This is a genomic window from Laceyella putida (assembly GCF_042665195.1).
In the GTDB taxonomy this organism is placed as follows: Bacteria; Bacillota; Bacilli; order Thermoactinomycetales; family Thermoactinomycetaceae; genus Laceyella; species Laceyella putida.
This window is the reverse complement of sequence record NZ_JBHTBW010000019.1, coordinates 61,722-88,157: the sequence shown is the minus strand read 5'-3', so window position 1 is coordinate 88,157 and position 26,436 is coordinate 61,722. Positions and strand designations below refer to the sequence as shown.

Annotated in this window: 28 protein-coding genes and 1 other annotated feature; of the genes, 3 read left to right on the top strand and 25 right to left on the bottom strand. The window is 50.1% G+C overall.

Annotation, left to right across the window (positions count from 1 at the left end; all coding sequences use genetic code 11):
* Positions 1–6: 6 nt before the first annotated feature.
* The 3 genes from rbsD to ACFQNG_RS06750 are packed head-to-tail and all read right to left on the bottom strand — an operon-like array spanning position 7 to position 2,262.
* Positions 7–402 (bottom strand): D-ribose pyranase, encoded by a 396-nt coding sequence (gene rbsD / locus ACFQNG_RS06760; RefSeq protein WP_379864135.1) that lies wholly within the window; start codon positions 400–402, stop codon positions 7–9.
* Positions 399–1,280 carry a ribokinase gene (rbsK, locus tag ACFQNG_RS06755; protein WP_379864134.1) on the bottom strand — a complete coding sequence of 294 codons (882 nt, stop codon included), beginning with the start codon at positions 1,278–1,280 and terminating at the stop codon, positions 399–401. The genes rbsD and rbsK overlap by 4 nt, the downstream gene beginning before the upstream one ends.
* Positions 1,273–2,262 carry a LacI family DNA-binding transcriptional regulator gene (locus tag ACFQNG_RS06750; RefSeq protein ID WP_379864133.1) on the bottom strand — a complete coding sequence of 330 codons (990 nt, stop codon included), beginning with the start codon at positions 2,260–2,262 and terminating at the stop codon, positions 1,273–1,275. Before ACFQNG_RS06750 ends, rbsK begins: the two co-directional genes overlap by 8 nt.
* Positions 2,263–2,623: 361 nt before the next feature.
* On the opposite strand from ACFQNG_RS06750, the gene ACFQNG_RS06745 reads away from it, so the two are divergent.
* Positions 2,624–3,043: a low molecular weight protein-tyrosine-phosphatase gene (locus tag ACFQNG_RS06745; RefSeq protein WP_379864340.1), complete on the top strand. Its 420-nt coding sequence runs from the start codon at positions 2,624–2,626 to the stop codon at positions 3,041–3,043.
* A gap of 139 nt (positions 3,044–3,182) precedes the next feature.
* On the opposite strand, the gene obgE is transcribed toward ACFQNG_RS06745, so the two are convergent.
* The 17 genes from obgE to ACFQNG_RS06660 all read right to left on the bottom strand — a co-directional run bounded on the left by obgE (position 3,183) and on the right by ACFQNG_RS06660 (position 17,331).
* Complete coding sequence (gene obgE, locus ACFQNG_RS06740) at positions 3,183–4,487, bottom strand: GTPase ObgE (protein ID WP_379864132.1); 1,305 nt, start codon at positions 4,485–4,487, stop codon at positions 3,183–3,185.
* A gap of 20 nt (positions 4,488–4,507) precedes the next feature.
* Positions 4,508–5,251, bottom strand: coding sequence for a Spo0B domain-containing protein (locus tag ACFQNG_RS06735; protein WP_379864131.1), 744 nt, complete (start codon positions 5,249–5,251; stop codon positions 4,508–4,510).
* 116 nt (positions 5,252–5,367) lie between these two features.
* Positions 5,368–5,676 carry a 50S ribosomal protein L27 gene (rpmA, locus tag ACFQNG_RS06730; RefSeq protein ID WP_379864129.1) on the bottom strand — a complete coding sequence of 103 codons (309 nt, stop codon included), beginning with the start codon at positions 5,674–5,676 and terminating at the stop codon, positions 5,368–5,370.
* Between the two features lie 15 nt (positions 5,677–5,691).
* Complete coding sequence (locus tag ACFQNG_RS06725; RefSeq protein WP_379864128.1) at positions 5,692–6,033, bottom strand: ribosomal-processing cysteine protease Prp; 342 nt, start codon at positions 6,031–6,033, stop codon at positions 5,692–5,694.
* The gene (gene rplU, locus ACFQNG_RS06720; RefSeq protein ID WP_379864127.1) at positions 6,033–6,344 is read right to left on the bottom strand and encodes a 50S ribosomal protein L21; all 312 of its coding nucleotides are present in this window, start codon (positions 6,342–6,344) and stop codon (positions 6,033–6,035) included. Before rplU ends, ACFQNG_RS06725 begins: the two co-directional genes overlap by 1 nt.
* 417 nt (positions 6,345–6,761) lie before the next feature.
* Positions 6,762–7,640 (bottom strand): site-2 protease family protein, encoded by an 879-nt coding sequence (locus tag ACFQNG_RS06715; RefSeq protein WP_379864126.1) that lies wholly within the window; start codon positions 7,638–7,640, stop codon positions 6,762–6,764.
* A complete protein-coding gene (locus tag ACFQNG_RS06710; protein WP_379864125.1) occupies positions 7,633–8,406 on the bottom strand; it encodes a peptidoglycan DD-metalloendopeptidase family protein in 774 nt (257 codons plus the stop codon). The genes ACFQNG_RS06715 and ACFQNG_RS06710 overlap by 8 nt, the downstream gene beginning before the upstream one ends.
* A gap of 114 nt (positions 8,407–8,520) precedes the next feature.
* Positions 8,521–9,315 carry a septum site-determining protein MinD gene (minD, locus tag ACFQNG_RS06705; RefSeq protein ID WP_379864124.1) on the bottom strand — a complete coding sequence of 265 codons (795 nt, stop codon included), beginning with the start codon at positions 9,313–9,315 and terminating at the stop codon, positions 8,521–8,523.
* A 72-nt stretch (positions 9,316–9,387) separates the two neighbouring features.
* The gene (locus ACFQNG_RS06700) at positions 9,388–10,071 is read right to left on the bottom strand and encodes a septum site-determining protein MinC (protein WP_379864339.1); all 684 of its coding nucleotides are present in this window, start codon (positions 10,069–10,071) and stop codon (positions 9,388–9,390) included.
* Between the two features lie 72 nt (positions 10,072–10,143).
* Entirely contained in the window at positions 10,144–10,674 is a 531-nt protein-coding gene (mreD, locus tag ACFQNG_RS06695; RefSeq protein ID WP_379864123.1) for a rod shape-determining protein MreD, read from the bottom strand.
* On the bottom strand, positions 10,671–11,531 hold the full coding sequence (mreC, locus tag ACFQNG_RS06690; RefSeq protein ID WP_379864122.1) for a rod shape-determining protein MreC: 861 nt from the start codon (positions 11,529–11,531) through the stop codon (positions 10,671–10,673). Before mreC ends, mreD begins: the two co-directional genes overlap by 4 nt.
* A 16-nt stretch (positions 11,532–11,547) precedes the next feature.
* Positions 11,548–12,594, bottom strand: coding sequence for a rod shape-determining protein (locus ACFQNG_RS06685; RefSeq protein WP_379864120.1), 1,047 nt, complete (start codon positions 12,592–12,594; stop codon positions 11,548–11,550).
* A 166-nt stretch (positions 12,595–12,760) separates the two neighbouring features.
* Complete coding sequence (radC, locus tag ACFQNG_RS06680; RefSeq protein WP_379864338.1) at positions 12,761–13,465, bottom strand: RadC family protein; 705 nt, start codon at positions 13,463–13,465, stop codon at positions 12,761–12,763.
* A 94-nt stretch (positions 13,466–13,559) separates the two neighbouring features.
* Entirely contained in the window at positions 13,560–14,150 is a 591-nt protein-coding gene (locus ACFQNG_RS06675; protein ID WP_379864118.1) for a Maf family protein, read from the bottom strand.
* 177 nt (positions 14,151–14,327) lie between these two features.
* The gene (locus tag ACFQNG_RS06670) at positions 14,328–15,560 is read right to left on the bottom strand and encodes a hypothetical protein (protein ID WP_379864117.1); all 1,233 of its coding nucleotides are present in this window, start codon (positions 15,558–15,560) and stop codon (positions 14,328–14,330) included.
* An 81-nt stretch (positions 15,561–15,641) separates the two neighbouring features.
* Positions 15,642–16,325, bottom strand: a complete 684-nt coding sequence (locus ACFQNG_RS06665; protein ID WP_379864116.1) for a prepilin peptidase — start codon at positions 16,323–16,325, stop codon at positions 15,642–15,644.
* The gene (locus tag ACFQNG_RS06660; protein WP_379864115.1) at positions 16,318–17,331 is read right to left on the bottom strand and encodes a type IV pilus twitching motility protein PilT; all 1,014 of its coding nucleotides are present in this window, start codon (positions 17,329–17,331) and stop codon (positions 16,318–16,320) included. Before ACFQNG_RS06660 ends, ACFQNG_RS06665 begins: the two co-directional genes overlap by 8 nt.
* 168 nt (positions 17,332–17,499) lie before the next feature.
* On the opposite strand from ACFQNG_RS06660, the gene ACFQNG_RS06655 reads away from it, so the two are divergent.
* Together ACFQNG_RS06655 and ACFQNG_RS06650 are read left to right on the top strand one after the other, a co-directional pair.
* Positions 17,500–18,225, top strand: a complete 726-nt coding sequence (locus ACFQNG_RS06655) for an ABC transporter ATP-binding protein (RefSeq protein ID WP_379864114.1) — start codon at positions 17,500–17,502, stop codon at positions 18,223–18,225.
* A gap of 17 nt (positions 18,226–18,242) precedes the next feature.
* Entirely contained in the window at positions 18,243–19,430 is a 1,188-nt protein-coding gene (locus ACFQNG_RS06650; protein WP_379864113.1) for an ABC transporter permease, read from the top strand.
* A gap of 58 nt (positions 19,431–19,488) precedes the next feature.
* Here the strand turns inward: ACFQNG_RS06650 and ACFQNG_RS06645 are convergent, their stop codons facing one another.
* The 5 genes from ACFQNG_RS06645 to ACFQNG_RS06625 form a co-directional block, all read right to left on the bottom strand.
* Positions 19,489–20,130 (bottom strand): SCO family protein, encoded by a 642-nt coding sequence (locus tag ACFQNG_RS06645; protein WP_379864111.1) that lies wholly within the window; start codon positions 20,128–20,130, stop codon positions 19,489–19,491.
* 104 nt (positions 20,131–20,234) lie between these two features.
* Positions 20,235–21,623, bottom strand: a complete 1,389-nt coding sequence (gene murC / locus ACFQNG_RS06640) for a UDP-N-acetylmuramate--L-alanine ligase (RefSeq protein WP_379864337.1) — start codon at positions 21,621–21,623, stop codon at positions 20,235–20,237.
* A 20-nt stretch (positions 21,624–21,643) separates the two neighbouring features.
* On the bottom strand, positions 21,644–22,984 hold the full coding sequence (locus ACFQNG_RS06635; protein WP_379864110.1) for a bifunctional folylpolyglutamate synthase/dihydrofolate synthase: 1,341 nt from the start codon (positions 22,982–22,984) through the stop codon (positions 21,644–21,646).
* A 127-nt stretch (positions 22,985–23,111) separates the two neighbouring features.
* The gene (locus tag ACFQNG_RS06630; protein WP_379864109.1) at positions 23,112–25,766 is read right to left on the bottom strand and encodes a valine--tRNA ligase; all 2,655 of its coding nucleotides are present in this window, start codon (positions 25,764–25,766) and stop codon (positions 23,112–23,114) included.
* A 49-nt stretch (positions 25,767–25,815) separates the two neighbouring features.
* Positions 25,816–26,053 (bottom strand) — a binding site (T-box leader).
* Between the two features lie 121 nt (positions 26,054–26,174).
* The gene (locus ACFQNG_RS06625) at positions 26,175–26,333 is read right to left on the bottom strand and encodes a hypothetical protein (protein WP_379864108.1); all 159 of its coding nucleotides are present in this window, start codon (positions 26,331–26,333) and stop codon (positions 26,175–26,177) included.
* Positions 26,334–26,436 lie beyond the last annotated feature (103 nt).

Sequence of the window (26,436 nt, the reverse complement as noted above, 5' to 3'; positions counted from 1 at the left end):
CCCTTGCTAAAAGATGACGCCGGCCTGTAAAATGCAATTGGCATAAGGCGTTGCCTCTCCTGTTCGAATCACCGCTTTCGCCTGTTTCGTCAATTGTTTAAACTCTTCATGGGACAGATAATCGATTGTCACGTCGGAAAACTTTTGCTTTATATACATAAAGGATGGTTGATTTGCCGCTATGATTTCGTGTGCCAGAAAAACCTTTTCAATGACCATGTCATCCGCTACAACATCGACCACATCTTTGAAGCTGGGAACCCCCAACTTTAAAGACAAGTCAATTCGTCGCACCCCCTCGGGAATCGGCAAGCCCACATCGGCAATCACAATATAGTCCGTATGTCCAAGGTCTGTTAACACCTTCGCGATATGGCTGTTTATAATCCCGTTCCGTTTCATTCAAGGCTCTCCTCTACTTCTGCTCTTGTTGGCATTCCGCCTTGCGCTCCAAACTTCATCACGGACAAAGAGGCTGCCCGGTTCGCAAAACGCAAGCTTTCCCGCAAGCTTTTTCCCTCTGCCAAAGCCACCGCGAACGCTGCATTAAAGGTGTCTCCCGCCCCCGTCGTATCCACCGCTTCCACTTGATAAGCTGGAACGAGCACTTCGTTTTCACCATCGTGATAACGCACTCCCTTGTTCCCAACTGTGATAAACACTTTGTTTGGATACCGTCGCAATGCCTCTTCAGACTTAAGTCCACCGAATAAGATGGATGCTTCATGTTCATTTGGTGTCAAATATGTCGCTTTTTCAATCACGGTTTGGCTTAAAGCCCGGGCGGGAGCCGGATTCAATAAAAGCGGAACCCGAATGTCGTGACAAATCTTGCTCACATACTCCACGGTTTCTTCCGGAATTTCCTGTTGAATCAAAACAATATCCGATTCACGAATAACCTTGAGTGCTTTTTCGACATATTGCGGAGTGACGCGATCGTTTGCCCCTTTTACAACGACAATGCTGTTATCTCCTTCAGCCAACACGATGTGGGCTGTTCCGCTTTCCATATCTGTAACCGGTTTCACATAGTCGGTGCGAACATTGTTTTCTTTAAAGTTCTGCAGGATGGCTTTTCCATAGTGATCATCCCCCACACATCCGATCATGGAGACAATCGCTCCCAGACGCGCCGCTGCGACGGCCTGGTTGGCGCCTTTTCCACCCGGGACGGTTTTGAATGCCTCCCCGAGCACCGTTTCCCCCGCACCCGGGCGTTTGGAAGAAGTCACCACCAAATCCATCGAGGCGCTTCCGACAACCGCTATCTTAACCATGTTCATCAACCTCTCTTGTCGTATTTCTCTCGACAAATGTAACGGGCATTTGAATATTTTTTTTCTTTATCTTCTCTTTCTTTATGAGCTTAATCAGCAACCTGGCCGCTTCTTTCCCCATGTCATACGCTGGCTGCCTGATTGTGGACAGGGGCGGAAACGATAAACTGCTCTGCGGAATATCGTCAAATCCTATAATTTGAAGCTCTTGGGGGATCGATTTTCCGAGGCGCAACGCTTCATGCAGGATCGCCGTCGCCACAATATCATTGCTGGCGATGACTCCGTCTGTGTCAGGATATTTGACAAACAGCTCGTTTGCCCACTTTTTGGCGTCTTGAAACGAAAAAGAGTTTGTGGTCATCACATAAAAATCCACTTTGGATCCACTCAATACTTCCAGCGCACCCTGAAAGCGGTCCAGTGCCGGCCGTATATGTTCCGGACCCTTTAATAAAGTGACCCGTTTGCTTCCCCGCTTTATGATCTCAGTCGCCGCTATTCTTCCGCCTTCTTTCCCATCCGCATATACCGAAGGATTGCCATCTGACGTCCGGTCAAGAAAAACGATGGGAATGGGTAAGTTCCGGTAGTTGGTGTTGCCCGGCTTGTACGTCGCCGAAACAATGCCCATCACATGGTTTTGCATAAACGTATTGATATAATCAAGTTCTTTTTCCGCGTTTTCATCGCTATTGCCAAAGATTAAGCGAAATCCTTGTTTTTGCATCACGTCTTCCACGCCGCGCGCCAATTGCGGGAAGAAGGGGTTGGTGATATCAGGAAGTAGAAGCCCGATTAATCTTGATTCTCCTTTAAAAAGGGATCTAGCCACTTCATTTGGGCTGTAGTCTAACTGTTTGATCGCTTCCAGCACGCGCTTTCTTGTGTCTTCATGCACATATCCCGTTTCATTCAACACTCGCGAAACGGTGGCGACCGATACTCCTGCTGCTTTTGCCACATCTCTGATGGTAGCCAATCTCCCCCCTCCTTTATGTAACCGTTTACACATACATTATCATAAACCCGGCACCATGACAACCAGAATGAACGCATCCTCCCCAACATCTTCCAGGTAGTGATAACCCTTGACATTCCATTTGACCAAATATGTTGCATGCCGTGGATCATTTTTATTTATAATAACTATGCCAAAGCAGGTATAACCGCAATATTCCCCATTCCTGTGGCCTTCTGAAATAGCTTCTAGTCAGATTTTGCTTATTTTATGTTAAGATAACGTTATTGCCAAACATATGATAAAAATCAACATCAAGGGGGAATTGTCCTTGAATATTTCTGTATTATTCGTTTGCTTGGGCAACATTTGCCGTTCACCCATGGCAGAAGCGGTTTTTCGCCACTATGTCAAAGCTGAAGGACTTGAAGATCAAATCCATATCGATTCTGCCGGCACCGGCGACTGGCATATCGGGGAACCGCCCCATCATGGAACCCGCGCCAAATTGGATGAAGCGGGAATCTCCTACGCCGGACAAAAAGCGCGTCAAGTGAAGCCCAACGACTTTGATGAGTTTACATATATCATCGGCATGGATGACAGCAATGTCAGCAATATGCGCAAGATTGCCCGCAACCCGGACGTCACCCTGTACCGGTTTGTCGATTTCATCCCCGGCACCACTTATACCAAAGTGCCTGATCCTTGGTATACCGGCGATTTTGAAGAAACCTATCGCTTGATCTCCGCCGGTTGCCGCTATTTGCTTGACAAGATCAAAAAAGAGCACAACCTGTAAAGCGCCACCAGTCCCGCCACTCAACCAAGCGGAACTGATAGTTATGGGTGATCCATGGCCATACGGCGCTCCACAATCGTTACCACCCACCGGTCTTTGTTATCACCTGCAAAAAAAGCTGGACCTTTGCCCGTCCAGCTTAAAAATCAAGTTCATCGTTAAATTCAAATTCCATGCCACCGATAATCACAGTATCTCCATTTTCCGCCCCACGCTTGCGAAGGGCCTCTTCAACGCCAAGCTGGCGCAAGGTGCGCGCAAACCGCATCACGCTGTCTTGATATTGAAAATTGGTTTTTTGCACCAATCGGTCGATGCGCTCCCCTTCGACCACATACAGCTCGTTCTCACGCCGTATCGTAAAGTCTGGCTTGTCCGCTTCCGCTTTGTACACTTTCCGTTCCGCAATAAATTGTTGCTCCGCCACCGGTTCGGGCGGCGCTTCCCGTTCCACTTTGTCTAGGAGATCGGCCGCGGCGTACAACAATTCCTTCAGTCCCTGTCTGGTTGCCGCAGAGATGGGATATACGGGAATATCCGGCCCCAATTGCTCTTTAAACCGTTCCAGTTGTTCCTCCGCCTCAGGCAAGTCCATTTTATTGGCAGCGATAATCTGCGGACGATGTTCCAAATCTTGTCGGTACAACTTTAATTCCTCGTTGATCTGGACATAGTCTTCATAAGGATCGCGTCCTTCGGATCCCGCCATATCAATCACGTGCACGATCACTTTGGTACGTTCCACATGGCGCAAAAACTGGTGTCCCAATCCGACGCCTTGATGCGCCCCTTCAATCAAACCGGGCAAATCGGCCATGACAAAACTGCGGCCATCATCAATGCGAACCACGCCTAAGTTAGGCGTTAAGGTGGTAAAGTGGTAAGCAGCTATTTTGGGTTTGGCGGCAGACACGACGGATAGCAAAGTGGATTTTCCCACACTGGGATACCCAACCAAACCGATATCCGCCAATAGTTTCAGCTCCAGTTCCACCCATCGCTCTTCACCCAAATCCCCATTTTCCGCAATCTCTGGTGCCGGATTGACGGGTGTGGCAAAACGGATATTTCCACGTCCCCCTTTTCCGCCCCGCGCCACGACCGCGCGTTGTCCGTGTTCGGTCAGGTCAGCAATCAAGGCTCCCGTTTCCGCATCACGCACCACGGTGCCCGGAGGCACTTTCACGATGAGATCATCCGCACCCGCACCATGTTGTGATTTGGACCGTCCATTTTCGCCGCGCTTGGCTTTGAAGTGGCGTTGGAAGCGGAAATCCATCAAGGTGCGAAGCCCCTCTTCCACCACGAAAACCACATCGCCCCCTTTGCCGCCATCACCACCGGCGGGACCTCCCAGCGGGACATACTTCTCGCGTCGAAACGCCACCATCCCGTTGCCGCCGTCGCCGCCTTTTACATATACCTTGACCTTATCTACAAACATGCGTAGCGTCACCTTCCTGTCTATTTCTGCTGACCCGTCTTCAATTGCAACTCCAAGCCTTTGCCGTGCTCCATCAGCTTACATGACCCTTTCCAACGACAAACGGTTCGTTGTAATTTTCTCCAATCCTGCGCCGAACCAAACAAGGTGACGGGCTCCCCCTGATCTGCGAGCACGTCGATCGCCATTACCATGATATCCGCTTCTTGCTTCAATGTCAGCGTCACTTTTAGATAGCTTTTCTCATCCGCCAATTTTTTCTCCAACCAGCCCAAGAGCGCGTTCATGGAGTATAAAAGCCGCTGCTCATCCTCTTGGCTGATCATCTTCATCGCTTCATCCATTTTCACTTGAAGATCCCAATGTTTAAAACGATATTTGAGCGTCAATAAGGCAACCGCCAACGGGGCGAAACGAAACTCGGACAGCAGACGCTCCTGTCCGGCGCGTTCCACCCACTGCTCTAAGTACGTCTTGATCCGATCCGTTTTTTTCAGCATCATATAACCCATCATCACTTGGATGTGGTTTAGTGCATCATGCCGTTCATGGCTCAGCAATTGTTTAATCCGTTCCGCTTCTTTAAGACAAGTTTGTTTTTTGAAGTTTATGTAAGAGAAATAACCACTACATAATAGCGTAACCAGAGTGGCTAGAAAAAAAATGAGCTCCCCCAATTTTCCAAATGGTTGAATCAACCAACCGATCATGATAAGAATGGTTGGCAGGTAGGTTTTGATCATTTGAAACAGGGTTCGCTCCACTTCTAATCTCTCCCATCTTGCTTTTATCATTTAATTTCTTATTTTACCTTACTTTGCGGGAAAATAAAAACCCCGGCAAGTTGCCAGGGCTTGTGGTTGCGCTACAGTTTCGATGATTAAGCTTGTGCTGCAGCGGCTTCTTTTTCAGCTACAGGAACGATGCTTACACGCTTTTTGTCACGACCAAAGCGCTCAAAGCGTACTACACCATCAGCTTTTGCAAACAAGGTGTCGTCTCCACCGCGGCCTACGTTCAGACCTGGGTAGATTTTGGTTCCGCGTTGACGAACGAGGATGTTGCCAGCCAATACGAATTGACCGTCTCCGCGTTTTACGCCCAGACGTTTGGAAATGCTGTCACGACCGTTTTTTGTGGAACCTACACCTTTTTTAGATGCAAAGCATTGCAGGTTAAGTTTTAACATGTTGTCCACCTCTTTTCATTTTCTATTACGTTCTTGTATTGTAACATATTTCGGAAACTCATCAGCCATATTCTTTAGTGAAACGACCATGGCTTCCAGCAACAAGTGAATTTTTTCTCTAGTCTCGGGATCATGCACATCACGTGGCAGATGGCAATCTACTTTGCCATCTCCATCATCATCTGCATGAATTTGTACACCGAACATCGTTTCGATGGCATTCACCATACCGATGGAGATCCCCGATACTGCCGCACAGACGAGGTCTTTCCCTTCTTCAGCGAAATTCGCATGCCCTTTGACCAGCACTCGCTCCACTTGCCCAGTCGCGTTTCGTTCCACCAGAATCCGTATCATTAGCCCTCGATGCTTTCGATCACAACTTGGGTAAATGGCTGACGATGACCTTTTTTACGCTTGTAGTTTTTCTTTGGTTTATATTTAAACACGGTTACTTTTTTTCCTTTGCCGTGCTTAACTACTTTACCAACTACTTTGGCACCCTCAACAACCGGAGAGCCCACTTTGGTTTCACCGTCATTATTCACGAGCAATACTTTGTCAAAAGTCACAGTTTCGCCTTCAGTAGCGTGCAGTTTTTCGACGAACAGAACACTGTTCTTCTCCACGCGGTATTGTTTACCACCAGTTTCAATTACAGCGTACATCTACAATCCTCCTCTTAATAGAGACTCGCCATGGTCAGGAAAGGCTTAGGCCTATTTTCAAATCCTGTAATGTGCGGTAATGACAACAAGACTTATGTTAGCATACCCGTTTGCTCTTGTCAAAAGCTTTTCTGATGGTAACTCTTGCTAACCTTTATGAAAATCCTGCAAAAAGGATGATGGGACTTAAATAAATTTTTATTAGGACGTGTCTGATAAATATGTCGGCGGCTCCAAAACCGTATTCCCATTCGCTTCACTTGTCCATCGGCGCTCATTGGGAAAAGGGTTTTCCGCCTTCTCCCAATGGTCAACTTGATTTGCCAGACACGCCCTAGTCGGTTGGCGAATGATTTTTGCAACTATGCATCTAAGAGCGCGAAAAATAGTCAATATTATAACACATATACTGCTTCGCTAGCCGCTCTTGGGCAAGAGTTCCTTCACTTTCAGATAATGCAAGCCTTTGTTCACGCACATGTCCAGCATACGTTTTTCCGTCACGCACCCGAGTACACGCCCTTGTCGATCCAACACTTCCCACTCATGGATCTTTTCCTTGTATAAGTGTTTAATCGCCCGTTTCAAGGGCGTATCCGCCAAAACGCTCAGTTTTTTCTTATGTCCGGACGGTGGTGGGTGAATCTCGGAACGGCTCAGCAAGAAGCGGATATATTGGAAGTTCTTCTGCCGCCAGGCCATAACATTGGAAAAGAGGAGAAACAGGGCGATGCCGGCAAGGTGGAGCCATATCCCGGTCTCAGGCAGGAGAAACGCACAAACAAGCAAAAAACAGGACAAGACCATGCTGAAGATCAGGGTAAAGCTGATGCACAAACGATAAGGAAAGAAATAACTCATCACCGCTTGCAGCACTTTTCCGCCGTCAAGCGGATAAATCGGCAACAGATTAAAACAGGCAATCATGCAGTTCGCCTGAATAAAGTACACCGTCCAATGCTCACTCCAATAGCCGATGCGGTAAAAGAGGAGACTGAATAAAATCATGAATAAATGCTGAAAGGGGCCGGCCAGGGCCACCACCACTTCATCCCGCGCTGGCACCGTCCCCCATTCATCTACATGCAGCACCCCGCCAAACGGGAGCAGTTCCAATGAGCGTATTCGCCATCCCACCGCCTGTGCCGCGGCGAGATGGCCCAATTCATGGACAAGTACGACGACAAACAGGGTGAATAACTCAATAAAATATCCTGTCCATACGCCCGATCCGATCACCAGCCAAAACAGCGGATGGATTTTGAACGGTGTTCTCCCGCCCCGATGTTTATTCAAATGGAATCACATCCGCGGGATCGACAAATTGCTGTTGTTTCTTTAGGGCAAAATAAAAATACGCCTGTTCCTTCATCTCAGGGACCGAGCCAATCACTTGCCCGCGCTTGATCCAATCCTTTTGCTTCACTTTGATTTCCTGCAACCAACCATACCACGTTTCTTGTCCATTGGCATGCTTAACGACCACTAACCGCCCCATCCCTTTCTTCTCGTCCGCAAACGTGACCCAGCCATCCCGGGCCGCACGGACGGAGGCATGGGGGGCGGTACGGAGAATCAGCCCCTTCCGCTTTTCATCAAATGGCAGCACGAGTTCCCCGCGTACAGGAATGAGCCAGGGCACTTCTTGCGGTTGGGATGCCGATTTTTTCCCTGGCAAAAAGGCGGGCAGAATCGCGGGAGATCCCCCCGCATACCGCTCAAACCACTCTGATATGCGGGTGAATGCCGTTTCTTTCGTCAAAGAATCCGTCATCCACGCTTGCACCGGATGCATGGCAGGTGACTGTGAGCGAAACACCAGAAAAGTTAATGCAAACAACATCATTGTCACAATGAGTTGCGTCTGAAATTTCTTTTTTCCTTTGGCCGAAACCCGCTGTTTCCAAGTCGTCTGATTCCACGGCGCAAGCTCGGGGGTTGGATGCTCCTTATAGAAATCCACCTCTTTTCCCCACGTTCGCTCGGCGGGGAGTCCTTTCTTCCATAATCGCATTTGTTCTTGACGCCGTTTTTTATGCTGGAACGACCATTCATTGCGCATCGTCATCACCTGTTTGTCCCATGTTTTTCTAACAAGATATGAACGACCGCTTCATGATATGCAGAATACAAAAAAGGAATGGCTCCCCATCCAGGGACCATTCCTTAGCTACTCCTAAGCAAACCCTAACCAACGCTTCATCCGCATGACCACACTTTGTTCTTTGTCCAAGGACAAAAGCGGCACCATTTCGCCTTGGATGCGGCGGGCGATGTTGCGGTAAGCTTTGGCGGCGAGGTTTTTATTCTCAAAGGTAATCGGTTCTCCCAGATTGCCTGAACGGATTACTTGTTCATCATCCGGCACAACCCCCAAAAGATCAATCGCCAACACCGCCACGACTTCATCCACATCCATCATGCCCCCATCCCGCACCATTTGCTTGCGCATGCGGTTGATGATTAACTTGGGCGGGGCGATCTCCTCTTTCTCCAACAACCCAATTACCCGGTCCGCATCACGGATCGCGGCATTTTCCGGTGTCGTTACGACGATTGCTTGATCAGCACCGCACACGGCGTTTTTAAAGCCGTTTTCGATTCCGGCCGGACAGTCAATGATCACATAATCAAACTGCTCTTTTAACTCCGCCACCAACCAGCGCAATTGATTGCTTGTCACTGCCGTTTTGTCTTTGGTTTGCGCTGCCGGAAGCAAATAAAGCTCTTCACAGCGCTTGTCCTTAATCAGCGCTTGTTCTATGCGGCACGTTTTTTCAATCACATCGACTAAATCATAAATGATGCGATTTTCTAAACCCATCAACACATCGAGATTGCGAAGACCTATATCCGTATCGACAAGACATACTTTTTTACCGGTTAAAGCGAGCGCGGTCCCGATATTGACTGAAGTGGTCGACTTGCCCACGCCCCCCTTACCAGATGTGACAACGATACTTTCCCCCATCCTGAACCTCCGTCTAAATCCTACACTCTCATGAACCACATCTGTTTATTTCAATGTGCGAACGTAAGATGTTTATAAATTTAATCGTCTGCGACTCTCATTCCACTCGAGCTCGGGACGCAATTGTCCAAGTTGAGAAATTTTTTCCACGATGATCTGATTATCTGCCATATAGGCAAACCGCATCCCTACTTCTGAGTCATCCCATCTGTCCGGCGGGCGGGAAATGACATCAGCGATGCGAAGTTGGGTTGGACGCAATGTGGAAGCGACGATAACCGCATGTTGATCTCCCTGACTACCCGCATGAGCCAATCCGCGAAGTGCGCCAAGCACATAAATGCTGCCGGTGCATTGGATCGTCCCTCCAGGATTGACATCACCTAAAAATAACAAGTTTCCACTATGTACTAACACTTGTCCGGAACGCACCGTCCCAGCCTTGATCTGCAGGTCCGTCTCCGCCCCTCGCAAATACGTCATGCCCTCCGATTCAAACGCATGAACAATCAGGTTTTGACGGATGGAAAACAGCTCTCGCACCGCCAATTCTTCTGTTCGGGTAATCTGCCTTTGTCCTAATTTGATGGTGACTTTCATATCCGGCCCATCCCAAATCTGGGCCGCCTGCGTGTTTTCCAACTTATGCTTTAATTCCTCGAGAACATAAGAAAAGGGGCGCGAATCATCTAAAATAAAGAGCAGGCCGTCTTTGTTGCCTTTAATCGTTACGCCCGGTTTCATCACTTTCCCCATACTCACGTCACCCGCCTTACTAATGATTTCGCTTCTTCCCTTTATTTTCCTTCCTTTGCCGATTCAAGCCGCTCAACGAATGATCGTATCAAACACAACCTGCCGATTCCGTTTTTTCACATAAATATAATGAATGAAACGAAAAATGGGATAAGCGCAGACCGTGTTAAAGGCCAACGTCGGCAACACATGCGTCGCGAATGAAAGGAGGAAGGGCATATCTGTAAACCCAAACAAGCGGTACCAACCGTATACCAAGAGCGTAAAACTGAGCTGTCCCAACACGACCGCCACACCAACAATCCAAACAAAAGGCGGAAAATGATTGGCAAGCAAGTATGTGCCATAGGCCACCATCGCCAGGGTAAAAGCGGTGATTCCCCACGCTGGCCCATACACGATGTCATGCAACAAACCAAAGGAGACGGCAAAAATCAGCACATAGCGTTTAGGCAAATACAAAGATATGACAATGATCCCACTAACCACCAATTGGGGAATAACGACAAAAGTGCTCCCCCACGCCTGAGGGAGCAACAACTGGAAGACTGACCCTTCAAATAAGAAGAGGATGAAGAGGAAAGCGACGAAACTCTTTTTCATCGTTTTTCCCCTCCCGTTTTGGATTGAACCTCGTTATTGTGTTGATTCAGTTGCAGTTTCTCCGGATCCCTTACGACCATCACATAGTCCAGCTGTTCAAATGTGGCGGATGGTTTCACATACACCAACTGTTCCGCCCCACTTTCGCCCAGTTTGATCTCAGCAACCGTCCCAATCAGAATACCACCTGGATAAATATCTGACAATCTCGATGTGACCACGGGTTCCCCTGCTTTGATTTTCGCGGTGACCGCCACTTTTTTTAAGATCAACCGTTTCTTCAGCGCATCGTATCCCTCAATGATGCCCAAAACCTCTTCCTTCTCCCCTTGGATCATTGCGGCGATGCTGGGGCCGTCTCCCATGTCCGTCAACAGCTGGACATCGGCCATGTGTCCCGTCACGGACTGCACCCGTCCGATTAACCCTTGTGATGTCACAATCGGCATTTTGGGTTCCACACCATCTTCTTTGCCCCGGTTGATCACTACCCGGTTATGCCAGCGGTCGGGATTGCGAAAGGCCACGCGCGCCGCGATATAGTCGATGGGTTTTTCTTTGGCGTATCCCCACTGCTTTTTCAACTCCTCGTTCTCCCTTTGCAACTCTTTCAGTTTCGCTTCCAACCGGGCGATCTCCTCCGACTTGGGGGATGCAGCCTCAGACGACGGAGAAAGGGCCAGTGCCGAACGCACAGGCGAATAAAAAATGCCCTCAATCACCGCAACCGTATTCTTCACCCAACTTTCCGGTCCGACCAGAACCCCTCGCTCACCACGCGTCATCCCAACCGAGATGAACAGGAGAAGTACCAAACAAACGAAGATGAGAATTCGATGAGCCTCATTGCGTCTCATTGGGTCAACTCCTTACCTAGAAAAAACGTTTGCGACGATAGCGGTCCATCGTGGAAGTCGGTTTAAACAGCTCGATTTGCTCAAGCGCCGAGCCCGTTCCAATCGCCACACAATCCAGCGCGTGTTCCGCCACATGGCAATCCATATTCGTTTCTTCACTGAGGCGGACATTCAAATTGCGCAACAGTGCCCCGCCACCCGTTAAAGTAATGCCCCGATCCAAGATGTCCGCCGATAACTCCGGTGGCGTTTGTTCCAATGTCTGCTTGACGGAGTCAATGATCGCAGACACCGTTTCGCTTAAGGCTTCAGCGATGTCTTGTGACGTGATCTCAATCATGCGCGGCAAACCTGTGATCAAATCGCGCCCTTTGATCTCGCGCGAGTCTTTCGCCTGGTCTTCGGGAAGGGCCGAGCCGATCTCCAACTTCAACGTTTCCGCCGTACGCTCTCCGATCAATAAATTAAATTTTCTGCGGATATATTGGATGATGGCTTCATCCATTTTGTCGCCGGCGATCCTTAGCGAATGGCTAGTCACGATCCCCCCTAAGGAAATAACCGCCACTTCCGTTGTCCCGCCGCCGATGTCAACCACCATGCTTCCGGTCGCTTCCCAGACGGGCAAGCCTGCCCCGATCGCCGCTGCCAATGGTTCTTCAATCGTATACGCTTCCTTGGCACCTGCCCTTACAGTCGCCTGCTCGACAGCCCGCTTTTCAACCGCCGTCACACCCGAAGGCACACAGACCATCACATTGGGCTTGCGAGGCAAGATAATGTGCTGATCCGACGCCTGTTTTAAGAAGTATTCAATCATGGCCGCCGTCGTGTTATAATCGGCGATCACGCCGTCTTTCATTGGCCGAATGGCCACAATGTTGCCAGGGGTGCGCCCGATCATCGCTTTTGCTTGGTTCCCCACCGCTTTGATTTCCTCTGTCCCCACTTCCATCGCCACGACGGAGGGTTCACGTACCACAATCCCTTGTCCCTTCACATAAACCAAGGTATTGGCTGTGCCCAAATCCAACCCCATATCTTTTACAAATCCGCCCAACACAACAAAAACCTCCTCTCGTTCGTTCACAATCCGTTTATTTAGATAATGAAAGCCATTTCATGGAGTAAGCCAATTCATATTGCTCTATTTCTGGTATGGATTCCAACAATTTCGTCAATAAGGAAATAAGAGCGGAGCGCAAGGGCTGAATCGCGTCCGTTAGCCTCTAGTCTGGAATCAGCCCTTTCTCTTTCATGCTGAAATACGTTTGGTCTCCAGTAATGAGATGATCGACCACTTCGATCCCCAATAGTCTTCCCGCTTCCACCAACCGCTCCGTAACCAGCAGATCTTCAGGGCTAGGCGTGGGATCTCCGCTTGGGTGGTTATGTACGCAAATGACAGCGGCGGCGCTGGAACGGATCGCTTCATGAAAAATCTCGCGCGGATGAACTACCGAGGTATTCAAACTGCCCTTGAATATGCATTTTTTGTCAATTACACGATATTTTGTATTTAAAAATAGACAAATAAAATGCTCCTGCTGCTGAAAACGGAGTTCATCCATTACATATAAGGCGGCGTCACCCGGTGAACGAATCGCATAGCGGTCCTCAGGCAACATCCGTGAAATCCGCTGTCCCAACTCAATCCCCGCCATCAATTGAACCGCTTTGGCCGGCCCGATCCCGTGAATTTCCATCAATTCTTGCAACGAGAGTCGAGTCAAACCTTTTAACCCACCGGCTTTGCTTAAAACCCGCTGCGCCAACACCATCACGGATTCACCCGTGCTTCCCGTGCGCAACAAGAGGGCGATCAGCTCCGCATTGGAGACGTGTTCGGGCCCCAACTGAACCATGCGTTCGCGCGGCCGTTCCTCTTCCGGCACATCGCGCAACAGCATGTAATTCCGCCCGGTTTCATCCATCATATATTCCCTCCTCTGCCTCTCTCCACTCCAATTCAGGAAATTTTCCTCGGATGCGCTCGGCAGAGGTGTTGTATTTTTCATTGATTTTGTGTTATTGCACCAAAGAATAATTCAGGTCCGCAAACATTTGATCCAGCTCAGCTACAGACAATCCAACCACATTCAAGTAACAGCCTTCGATTTTTTCGATCAAACATGCGCCCAATCCTTGAATGCCATAGGCCCCCGCTTTGTCCAACGGCTCTTTTGAGTCCACGTACCAAGTAATTTTCTCATCTGACAGTGGCCTCATCCAAACATGGGTCATTCGATGGCTGACGCGTTCACGAATCACTTGACCCTCCAATACTTCAACCAAAGAAATCCCCGTATATACTTGATGTGCGCGGCCTTGCAGTTTCGATAGCATCTGCACCGCTTCTGTCTCATCCCGCGGCTTGCCCAAGATTTCACCATCGCACACGACAATCGTATCCGCACCGATCACGAGGGCGGTATCGCACGTTCTGGCCACATCCATTGCTTTGCGATGCGCTAAATCTTCTACCACTTCACTGGGTGAACACGTCCCATCAAAAGTTTCATCGACTTGACTTGATTTCACCTCAAACGGCACTCCCAAGCTCGCAAGCAAATCACGTCTTCGCGGAGAACCGGATGCCAGAACAATCTTCGGCCGCATATCGAGCACACACCTTTCGGTATCGTAAAAAATTAAAAGGAGGATGGTCCTTTTTCAAACGGATCGCATCCCGTTCACGGAAAAAAGCACCTCTTCGAATGAAGGTGCCTTCCAACCTTGGAACAATTTCAGTTTAGCAGATGAAGATACACTCAACAAGCGATGGACAACGCTTTGTCAAAATTTGTTTTCCTCATCTCCCACCATCGCCCCAACCACCCGTTCATACGCCAACGCATACCTGACCAGCCCTTCTTGGATCTGCCACAGTAGGACTTGATTCGGGTGCTTGTTGGCCGTCTCTCCACTCTGAATCGCAAGATCCAATGCAGCGATACATTGGCTGAGTGAAGTCTTCAACTTTGGAGGCAACTCCTTTTCCAGCGCATGAAAGTCGGTGAGAATCTGGCGATACTCTTTTTTCCAGGTGGTTTGAAAGGCAAAAGCGGGCGCTTCTTTCACGGGGTTGCTCTGTATGTTGGCGATCGAAGCGTTTCCCAACTGTTGAATGAGCCGGTTCCCGCCTTCAAGCAATTGCGCCAGTTTTTCTTTTTTCTTCATTCCCTTTGGCATTTGTCCAACCATCCGCCACTCTTTCAAATACACTTCCACTTCTTTTTTTTGATAAATCGCGGAAAGTTTTAAGGCATCGTCGCGTGTCAATCCTAGTCCTAAGAAAATGCGATAAGGCGGATGGTCTGACATCACCGCCGCCAGCCCTTGCGTGCGGTATTCCTGCACTTTCTTTTGGGCATGCAGTTTGGTTTGGAAATGTCCCGCTTGCAACATCACGACACGCAAGGAAGGAAGGGGATTCCTCACCTCTTTCTCTAGGTTTCCCACTCCTTTTTGATCTATGAGTGGCTTTTCCGCCACGACATTGGTTTTGGGCAGATGATCATCGATCGAACGGGCGGAATGGGGGGCATTTTCCAAAAAGAAAATCCGCAAGATGGAGAAGCCCATAACCAAACCCACCAAAATGGCGGCGGCGATCGATAACAAGAGTTGTCCCAAGTTGGCCGCCGGCGGGCGAATTTTCAGCCGTTTTTGCAGGAAGGGATTGTTGGGCGAACTCCACTCGATGACATGCTGTTTATTATCGGTGAAGCTCTTGGCAAAAGAACGCTCTTCCCAAACTTGGGTGACAGCTGATTTCTTCGCTCGCCGTCCCTCTTCCTGCTGGAACGCAGCCGAAATCGGTGTCTTCTCTATCTTTTCCCAATTGGCCGATTGGTTGCCGGCGCAATCCGATTGGCCGTTGATTCTCTCCTGCCGTTTCGAAATCGCGATGGCTTGTCCCTCTGCCCCCCTTCCCGCCTTGCCGGGAGAAGACGATTCAGGATGGGGTTGTATCGTCACTTTCATGCCTGATTGATGGGAAGAGATTCTCGGTTTTGGGTACTCCATGTCATTGATCCGCTCCTTCAAAAATCTGTTACTAGAGTTTATGAATTCATAGAGAAGATAGAACTAGAACCCTCTTTTTTTCTATAAACCGATCCAGCGGCTTACCGCATCACCCCAGAACAGCGTCACGGTGATTCCTCCTGCCAGATGGGGACCATATGGAAAAGGGGAACCCCCTGTCCATTTCCCTTGAACAAGCGATCTCCCGATCACCGTCAACAAAGCGCTCAAGCTGGACAGCCATAAGGCGATGAGCAAATCAAAGCCCAACAACCAGACAGACATCAACAATAACTTAACGTCTCCCATTCCAATCCCGCCCGTGATTCGCCAGACCAAATAGCCGATCCCGTAGGTGAGTAAAGCCGCCAAACCAATCCGCGTAAACGAAGCCGGTCGGTCGAGCCAACAGTAGCAAGCGAAGAGAAGATTCCCTCCATATGTGACCGAATTGGGAATCAGCCAGGCCATCAGGTCTGTCAGAACAATCACATGCAGCATCACAAGAAAAATCCACATGATCAGCTTCTCGAGAAAAAGAAACGGTTGCTCAATCAGCCACCAAGCGATGGACGCATGGAGCGCCATCCCTCCCAGCCGGGAATAAGCAAAAAACCACCGTTCTGTTGAGCTCCGCATTTCATCGTAAAAAGCGCGCACAAATCGGTCAGTCGTTCTTCGCCTCAGCAAGCTTTCCGCCCATTCGGGCAGCCAATAGGCCCCCATCCCCGCCAGCACCACGCCCAGCGCTTGTTCGTCAGCCATGGGTTAACACCCCTTCTTCTTTCACCGCAGACTGCTCCACTTTCTTGTGTCTCATCAATGACTGAACGGCCATCTCCATCGTCTGCATCCCCGCTTGTTGGCCTGCCTGCATGATGGAGTCGACTTGATGGATTTGATCAGCCCGAATCAAATGTTGCACAGCCCGGGTATTCACCAGCACCTCAAACGCCGCGATCCGATTTTGGTATCCCTTGCCGGGAAACAAACGTTGCGAAGCGATTCCCAGCAGACTGAATGACAACTGCGTGCGGATCAGCGGTTGCTCTTCGGCCGGGAATTGATTGATTAACCGATGGATGGCTTGCACCGCCCGTGAAGCGTGCATAGTGGCCATCACCAATCTTCCCGCCTCCGCCGCATACAACGCCGCGCGCACTGCTTCCCGCTCCCTCAATTCCCCGATCATCAAGACATCGGGATCTTGGCGCAATGCCGAATATACGCCAGCGTAATAACTGCCGGTATCCGTCCCGACCTGCCGCTGGATCATGAGGGATTGCCGGGAATGATGCACATATTCAATCGGGTCTTCCAATGTCATGATCAAGGAAGGGCTGGTCTGGTTCTTCCACTCCAACAATGAAGCAAGCGTAGTCGATTTTCCGCTCCCCGTCGGACCGGTGACCAACAGAATTCCTTGTTTCTTTTGGCTTAAATCGAGAAGCGTCGAAGGAAGGCGCAGCTCTTCCGGACTGGGGATCTCGCGCGGAAAAAAGCGGATCGCCAGCCCGATGCCCGATTGTAGCCGGTAAGCATGGATACGCACGCGAATTTCTTCAAACTGATAAGCAAAATCAACTTCTCGTTCCCGAATCACTTGTTCATGTTCAGCCAAAAACGACTTGATCCCTTTTCCTTCCACCTTTTCTTCGGCCAACAACTCCATTTTCCCCTGGATGCGCGCCCGTGGAGGTTGGCCTTCCACCAAGTGCAGGTCAGAGGCTTCATTCATGATGGCCAAGGATATCCAATCAATGATTTGCACATGACTTCCTCCTTTTCTATGATCACCCAATTCCATTTTAAGGAAAAAACAAGAAAAGGAACATGTCCATATCAAGAAAATTTGGGCATCTCCTATTAATCGCTTGCTTCCCACCCCACAATCAAGTAGATTAACAGAAGAATCCATCCTACTCCAAAGGAGCGACGTATGCTTACAGTTCAACAACTGACAGGCGGTTATTCACGCCAGCAACCCGTCATTCATGCCCTATCATTTGATGTGCAACCGGGTGAAATCGTCGGCTTGATCGGCTTAAACGGGGCCGGCAAAAGCACGACGATCAAGCATATCCTCGGTTTAATGACCCCGATTGCAGGAAACGTCACACTGAACGGCAAGACCTTGCGCGAAGATCCCGCCGCGTTCCGGTCCCAAATCGCCTTCATACCGGAATCACCCCAATTTTATGAGGAACTCACCTTATGGGAGCATCTGGAGTTAACCGCCCGGGCTTATCGATTAGATGAAACCCTTTATATCGAACGCGCCAATGCCTTGCTGGATCAATTTCGCATGAGTAAAGTGAAACACTGGTTCCCCCATACCTTTTCCAAAGGGATGCAACAAAAAATCATGATCTTATGCGCGTTTCTCGTTCAACCATCCCTTCTGATCGTCGATGAACCCTTTGTCGGCCTTGACCCGCTTGCCATCCAGGCGCTGCTTGATCTCTTGCAAGAAGGCAAACGGCAAGGAATGGGCATTTTGATGTCCACTCACATTCTGGGGATGGCCGAAACATATTGCGACCGCTTTATCTTATTGCACGATGGGCGCATTCAGTTAAAAGGAAATTTGTCGGAGATGCGGCAAACGCTCTCTCAGCCGCAGGCCAGCTTGGAGCAACTATTCATTAAGATCGCGAAAGGGTGAAACGCTTGGAGACATCGATGCTATTTAGGGACCGCATGCGCCGATCCTGGACAAAAGCGCTGCGCCTGATTGGCGTCATCGCGAGCGGAGGCGGCACCCCGCTCCTTGTGGGGATCACCATTATCGCCTTTTCGTTTGGATATAACCAACTGCTGGCCTGGTTGCCGAACGATTTCCCGCTTGCCCCTGTCTTGGCAGTGATCCTTGGACTCTTCTTGACCCGTCATCGCATCCGCACTTGGATCACCCCAACCGATCTGGTGTTTTTATTGCCTTTGGAACCACAAATGGGAGGGTATTTCCGGGCAAGCTTGCTCTACACTGGAGCGATTCAACTCTTCAACTTGAGTGTCCTGGGCGTTATCCTTTATCCGTTGTATCACGCCAAGTTGGGAACAGCGGGCCCCTATGCGGTCACGCTTCTTCTGTTGGCGTGTGCCCATACGCTCAACCTGCTGTTGGAGTGGCAATCCTTGCGGCTGACAGTGAGTGGGCGTTGGCGTCGCTTACACACGTTGAAGGGACTGCGTGGAGTCTTGAATTTTCTGCTCTCCTACGCGGCGCTGGAATCAGTATGGTGGCTCGCGATTTTGGCTCTCGCCGTGTTGGGGGCGTGGTACCGTTACTGGACTCATGCCGTGCCCCGAGCCCCTTACCCATGGCGACGCTTAAGCCAGTTGGAGCAGGAAACCGTTGCGCGTTACTACGCCATCGCCAATTGGTTTGTGGACGTGCCCCAATACAAACGTCCCTTGCGCGAACGCAAGTGGCTGATTCGCCTTGTCAACCCCTGGATCAACAGAGAGGCCGTCTATCCTTACCTCTTTTGGCGCACGTTGGCAAGGCGAAGCGATCTGTTAACGATCCATGTCCGCCTCTTGGCCTGGGTGCTCCTTCTCGCCTTTTGCTGGCCTCATCCCGCGGTGATCACGCTTCTCACCTTCTTGGGCAACTGGATGTTTATCGTGCAATTGCAAAGCGTCGGGGATGCCGTGCATTATCCGATTTTCTTTAAGCTCATGCCCCGCCCGGCATCTGAACGAGTGCAAGCCATCAGGCAGATATCCTTCCTGTTGATGGCCCTGTTTACCGGATTCACCGCGCTCGTGAGCTTCCTGGCCGGATGGCTGGGCGGGACGGAACTTGTTCTCTTCCTTGTCATCAATGGCGCGGGGGCGCTCATGCTCAACCGCAGGAAAAAATAAAAGAAGGGAATGGCTTTCCAATCCCTTCTTCAACCCTTCCATCGCCTATTGTTTTGTTTCATTTACCCATAGCTTTAATATCTTTCGCGATCTGTGTCGCATCGGGTTGCAACCCATTGTAAAAACGGACAACTTTCCCCGTACCGTCAATCAAATAAAATTGCGTCGGGTGGGTAACCAATAGCGGCACGTCAGGGGATGTCCCTTTTTGATGCGCAATTTGCGCCTTAAACGTGTCTTTGGTCATCTTCGTTATCTCATCCAACGAATAACCGGTCAAAAGATGCCAATTGCTGAAGTCCGCTTGATGCTTTTCCGCATACGCTTTTAACACATCCGGTTTGTCATAATCGGGGTCAACGCTGAAAGAAACCAATTCTACCTGAACCTCGGCCTTTTTCAATTCGTCCTGCACCTTGGCCATGTTGGCCGTCATCGGCGGGCACACATTGGGACAGCGGGTAAAAATGAAGTCCGCCAACCAAACCTTGCCTTTCAGGTCCTTCAAGCCAAAAGTCTTCCCCGCTTGATCGGTAAACTCAAAATCAGGCACACGCCAATTCAAATCTGACACATCATTATTGTCCGCCGTGTTCTGTTGCTCAGAATCGGTGGGGGCAGGGTCGGCTGGCGCGCAAGCTGTCACCAGCAAAAAGAGGCAAATGCACAGGGGGAGCCATTTATATGTGAATAAATTCACAAAAAGTCATCTCCTATCTGCAAATGTGATGGGATTGAACAGGGCAACCTCTGAGCGGTTACCCTGCACACCTTGATTAAAGCAATTGATGAGTGCAAAGAGCTTTATTTTTTCACAACACGTTTCTCCAACTCGGGCACCAATCCGTGGGAAACACGCCAGATGTCGCCGGCACCCATGGTGAGCACAAGATCACCCGACTGGACATGATTCAATAGATAATCAATCACATCTTCCTTGGCGGCGATGAATTGCGTATTTGGGTTGCTGTTCTCCGCAATCAATTTCGCCAAACGCTCAGCAGTCACGCCCGGGATCGGTTGCTCCCCAGCCGGAGCATACAGCGTGTTGATAATGACCTTATCCGCCAAACCAAACGCCCGGCTAAACTCATCCATCAATAAATGCGTGCGGGAATACCGCTGCGGTTGGAATACGGCAATCATCCGGCGGCCCAACGCTTTGGCTCCTTTCAATGTCGCTTCGATCTCGGTTGGATGGTGCGCATAGTCATCGACCACCAAGATATCATCCACTTCGCCAATCACTTGGAAGCGGCGTTTCGCCCCTTGGAATTGATACAGTGCCGCCGCAATACGTTCAAATGGCACGCCCACTTCCAAACAAGCGATGACGGCCGCAAGCGCATTGGCCACATTGTGACGGCCTGGGATGCGGAGGGTCACCTCTCCCAGCTCCTCTTCCCCTTTGACCACCGTAAACGTCATCTCGCGCTCTTGTTCACGGATGTTGGTCGCAACATAATCAGCTGGATGATCCAGGGCATAAGTGATATAACGGCCGCGCACTTCGGGGGCGATGGCGCGGACAAAGGCGTCATCCCAGCACAAAATCGCCGCCCCTTCAGGACGCACTTGGCTGGCAAACAGGCGATACGCCTTTTTCAGATTTTCGAAATCGCCGTCATAGTTTTCCAAATGGTCCGGCTCAATGTTGGTCACGACCGCCAAGTAGGGATGGTATTCCAGGAAAGAACCGTCGCTCTCATCCGCTTCGGCCACCACATAATCACTCTGGCCCGCTTTGGCGTTGCCCTTCAGGCTGACGATTTCCCCGCCGATGATGTAAGTCGGATCAACATCGCACAATTCCAATGTTTGGGCGATCATGGACGAAGTCGTTGTTTTCCCATGCGCTCCGGCTACGGCGATCCCTTTCTTGTCATTCAACAGACGGGCCAGCATTTGAGAGCGGTGCAACACTTCAATCCCTTGCGCTTTGGCTGCGACGCGCTCCACATTATCTTCGGCGATGCTTGTGGAGAAAACAACCATGTCCGCCCCTTTGACATTGTCCTCGTGATGTCCGATGGTCACATTGGCGCCACGCTCAATCAACTTTTGCACCAAGGCGTTTTCCGCCACGTCAGAACCGGACACTTCATGTCCCAAATCCAACAACACGCGCGCAATCGCGCTCATCCCATATCCGCCAATTCCTACAAAATGCACTTTTTTCTTATCCAACAGAATCACCAGCCTTTTTAAATACCTTATTCGCCTTTTGCTTGTATCAGTAACGGGCGCGCTTCTGATACGAGATAGAGAGAACCCGTGACCACGCAGAGATCACGTTCACCCAACTGTTCCCGTAACAGCCCACACGCTTCGCCTACTTTTGATGTGATCGACACCGGAATGGATGGCTTGAGACGTCGAATCAACTCAGCCAACTCCTCTCCCTTCATCGAACGCGGTTGCCCAGCGACTTGGGTGGCAATAACCAGATCCGCTATCTCCACCAATGGCTGAAGCATTTCTTCCACCTGCTTATCTTTCATCATCGCCAACACCAAAACGAGACGGTCATAAGTATATTGGTCATGGAGCGCCTTGACCAATGAGCGAACCCCATCTATATTATGAGCGCCATCCAATAGGATGTGCGGATGTTCACTCACCTTTTCCAACCGGCCAGGCCAATGGACATTGGCTAAACCGCGATGGATATGTTCTTCCTCAATCACCGTGGCATATCCCTGACGCAATACATCCAACGTCATCAAAGCCGTACCGGCGTTCTTCAGCTGATGTTCACCCATCAGGGACACCCGGGACGTGAACTGACGATAAACATTGGTGAAAGAGAATGCTTGTCCCGTCTCTCCTGTCTGTTGCGCAATCGCCTCAGTCCGGTAATCGCGACCCGATTGATAGACTTTGCATTTTTTCAATTGCGCCACTTCATGGATCACCGCTTGCGCTTCCGGTTGTTCCGCGCCACAGATGACGGGGACGCCCGCTTTAATGATGCCCGCTTTTTCCTGCGCGATTTCGCCAAGGGAATCTCCCAGCCACTCTTGGTGATCCAAGCCGACTTGGGTGATCACAGACACCAGCGGATGGCAGACATTGGTTGAATCCAAGCGACCGCCAAGGCCCGTTTCCCACACGACAAACCAAGGTACCGCATCTTTGGCAAAATATAAAATGGCCAACAGCGTCCAAAATTCGAACGGAGTGATCGCGCCGGGACCTTCCGTTTTGATTTCTTCAGCCAACGGACGCAATTGATTGGCCCAATGCACAAACGCTTCCTCCGCAATGGGTTCCCCATCCATTTGGATCCGTTCACGCCATGAAAGGATATAAGGAGAAACAAATAAGCCTGTGGGGTATCCCGCTTCTTTCAATACCGAAGCGATCATCGCCGCTGTTGATCCTTTGCCGTTGGTTCCGGCAATATGAATGAATTTGCATCTTCGTTCGGGATGTCCCAATCGTTCAAGCATCCATTCCATTCGTTCCAACCCGGGCTGAATCGCTTGAGCACAAGTTTGCTCCATCCAGCCAAACACATCACTTGGTGTAGCAAACGAAGTCATTTGATGCATGAGCTTCTTCCCCTTCACTAGACAATAAAAACTACCTCTGTACATTTTGCATTTAAATAGACGTCCCGTCAACAACAACGGGAAGGGAGGAAAATCCCTTTGTTTCCTCCCATCTCCAGTCTCTATATTATCCTTTGATCTCTTGAATCCGCGCCAACACTTTTTCGCGTTTTTCCCTGTACTCTTCCCCTTTTTGCCGCTCGGCTTCCACCACATGGTCCGGGGCTTTCGCGACAAACCCGGGGTTGGACAATTTCTTCTCCACGCGTTCCACTTCAGCGTTCAGCTTTTTCAGCTCTGCCTCCAGACGTTTCACTGTTTGTTCAATATCGACCAATCCAGCAAGGGGCAAGAACAGCTCAGCGCCGGTCACAACCGCTGTCATCGATTTATCCGGGCGCCGCAAATCGGGATCGACGATGAGTCGGTTTACGCCACACAACCGCTTGATGGCCGCTTCATTCCGTTCAATCACTTGGACCGTGTCCTCATCAGGACGCACCAACAACTCCACTTGATGCTTGGGGGCCACTTCCATCTCGGCACGGATATTGCGCACGGCCCGAATCGTTTCAATCAACACTTGCATTTCACGGACTGCTTCCGGGGCTTCAAACACTTCGTTCGCTTCCGGCCATGCGGCAATGGTGATGCTTTCCCCTTCAACCGGCAGGTGCTGCCAAATCTCCTCCGTGATGAATGGCATCATCGGATGCAACAGACGCAACGACTGATCCAACACATAATTCAAAACGGCCCGGGTCACGCGCTTCGCCTCATGATCTTCCCCATAGAGAGGCAACTTCGCAAATTCAATGTACCAATCACACAGTTCATCCCAGATGAAGTTGTAGATGACACGGCCCACTTCACCAAAGTCATAACGCTCCAAGAGACGGGTCGCATCTTTTACCGTTTCGTTCAGGCGATGCAAAATCCATTTGTCAGCGATGGAGAACGGACCTTTCAGCTCCAGTTCTTCTGCCGATACGCCTTCCAGATGCATGAGCGCAAAACGGGAAGCGTTCCAAATCTTATTGGCAAAGTTGCGCGCCGCTTCTACCCGTTCATAGCGGAAACGTTGGTCATTTCCGGGAGTGCATCCCGTTGACAGCATATACCGCATCGCATCAGCGCCGTACTGATCAATCACATCCATCGGGTCAACCCCGTTCCCCAGCGACTTGGACATCTTTCTGCCTTCCGCATCGCGGACCAGACCCGTAAGCAATACGTCCCTGAACGGAATCTCATCCGTGAACTCAAGCGCCGTGAAGATCATGCGCGCTACCCAGAAGTAAATGATATCATACCCTGTCACCAACACATCCGTAGGGAAGTAACGTTTGAGGTCGGCCGTTTGCTCTGGCCATCCCAGCGTGGAGAAAGGCCATAACGCCGAGCTGAACCAAGTGTCGAGCACGTCTTCGTCTTGGCGCAACTTCTCGCCTTGGCAGTGTGAACAAGCCTGCGGCGCGGTACGGGCAACGGTCATCTCGCCACACGTGTCACAATACCATGCCGGAATGCGGTGTCCCCACCACAATTGGCGCGAAATGCACCAATCACGTACATTTTCAATCCAGTGCAGATAAATCTTCTCAAACCGATCTGGTACAAACCGAACGCCTTTGCCACTCTTTTGCGCGTCGATCGCCCGTTCGGCAAGAGGCTTCATGGCGACAAACCATTGGGTGGACAGATAGGGTTCGACCACGACTCCCGTCCGTTCACTATGGCCAACGGAATGCACATGCTCTTCGATTTCGATCAAGAAACCGTCCGCTTCAAGGTCTTTGACGATCTGCTTGCGGCATTCAAACCGATCCATCCCCTGGTATTTGCCCGCCAGTTCATTCATCTGGCCATCTTCATTCATCACCAGGATTTGTGGCAACTGATGTCGGTTGCCCATTTCAAAGTCGTTCGGGTCATGCGCTGGCGTAATTTTCACCGCTCCGCTGCCAAACTCCGGATCCACATATTCATCGGCAATAATGGGAATCTCCCGTTCCACTAACGGCAAGATCACTGTTTTGCCGATCAGATCCTGATACCGCTCATCCTCAGGGTGAACGGCCACTGCCACATCGCCCAGCATGGTCTCGGGGCGCGTCGTCGCCACCCGGATGAAGCCCGATCCGTCTGTAAGTGGATATTTCAGGTGGTACAGCGCGCCTTTCACTTCTTTATGGATGACCTCAATATCGGACAGTGCGGTACGCGCTTTCGGGTCCCAGTTGATGATGTACTTGCCGCGGTAAATCAGCCCCTTCTCGTAGAGACGCACAAACACTTCCTTAACGGCGTCGGAGAACCCTTCATCAAATGTGAAACGCTCCCGGCTATAATCCAATCCCAAGCCCATCTTGCGCCACTGGTCCGCAATGTTGGCCGCATACTCATCTTTCCATTTCCACACGTCTTCCAAGAACTTCTCGCGCCCCAGGTCATGCCGGCTCAGTCCTTGTTCACGCAGTTTCGCTTCCACCCGCGCTTGGGTGGCGATCCCGGCATGGTCCATCCCCGGCAACCAGAGCGTATCATACCCTTTCATCCGCTTAAACCGTGTCAAGATATCCTGCAATGTCATATTCAGCGCATGGCCGATATGGAGTTTGCCCGTCACGTTCGGTGGGGGAATCACAATGGTAAAAGGCTCTTTCTCTTGGTCCTTCCCCGCTTCAAAGAACTTTCCTTCAATCCAATACTTGTACCATTTCGCTTCCGCCTGTTTTGGATCATAGGCAGGAGGCAAATTGCTTTTCAAAGTTTCACCCATTTGGAGTCCTCCTTACTTTAACGAAAAATAAAAAACCTTCCGTCCCATTGCAAAGGACGAAAGGTTATTTCGCGGTACCACCTTTGTTCACTGAACCCATTCACTTGATTCAGCGCACTCAAGAGCCAGGTATCGGTTGGCGCCGGAACATCTTACACAGCGAGAACGCCTTCAGATGCTCAGCTCAAGGGTGACGTTCAACGGCTTTGCCTGAAGAAGCCTTCCAGCCGTGGGCTTCTCTCTCTGACAGGTATCTCCCGTCTACTCTTCCCTCTCATAGCTCACTAACCATCCATTGTTTGTTTATTATATTACAACGTTTAGATAAGAGAGTCAAACAAACACCCATGCAAAATAAAAACGGCGATCGACATCGCCGATAAAAATATGAGTCCGGACTTACATATATCAGCGAACACCAAACGTATGTCTGATGTGATCATACATCGCTTGAGGGTCAGCCAAGAACGTCATCAACAATACCGTTACGAGCATCAGGATACTGAGAAAAACCAAAAACAATACACCGCGATATGCCTTTTTCACCATGGCTTTTACCATACTCAACTTCAAAATCCCCTTCCTGTCAGCATCCAGTTTCTTATCCCTATAACATATTCTTATTCTCCATGTTTCGTACACATCTGTCTAGTCTTTCTCCCTAATTAGC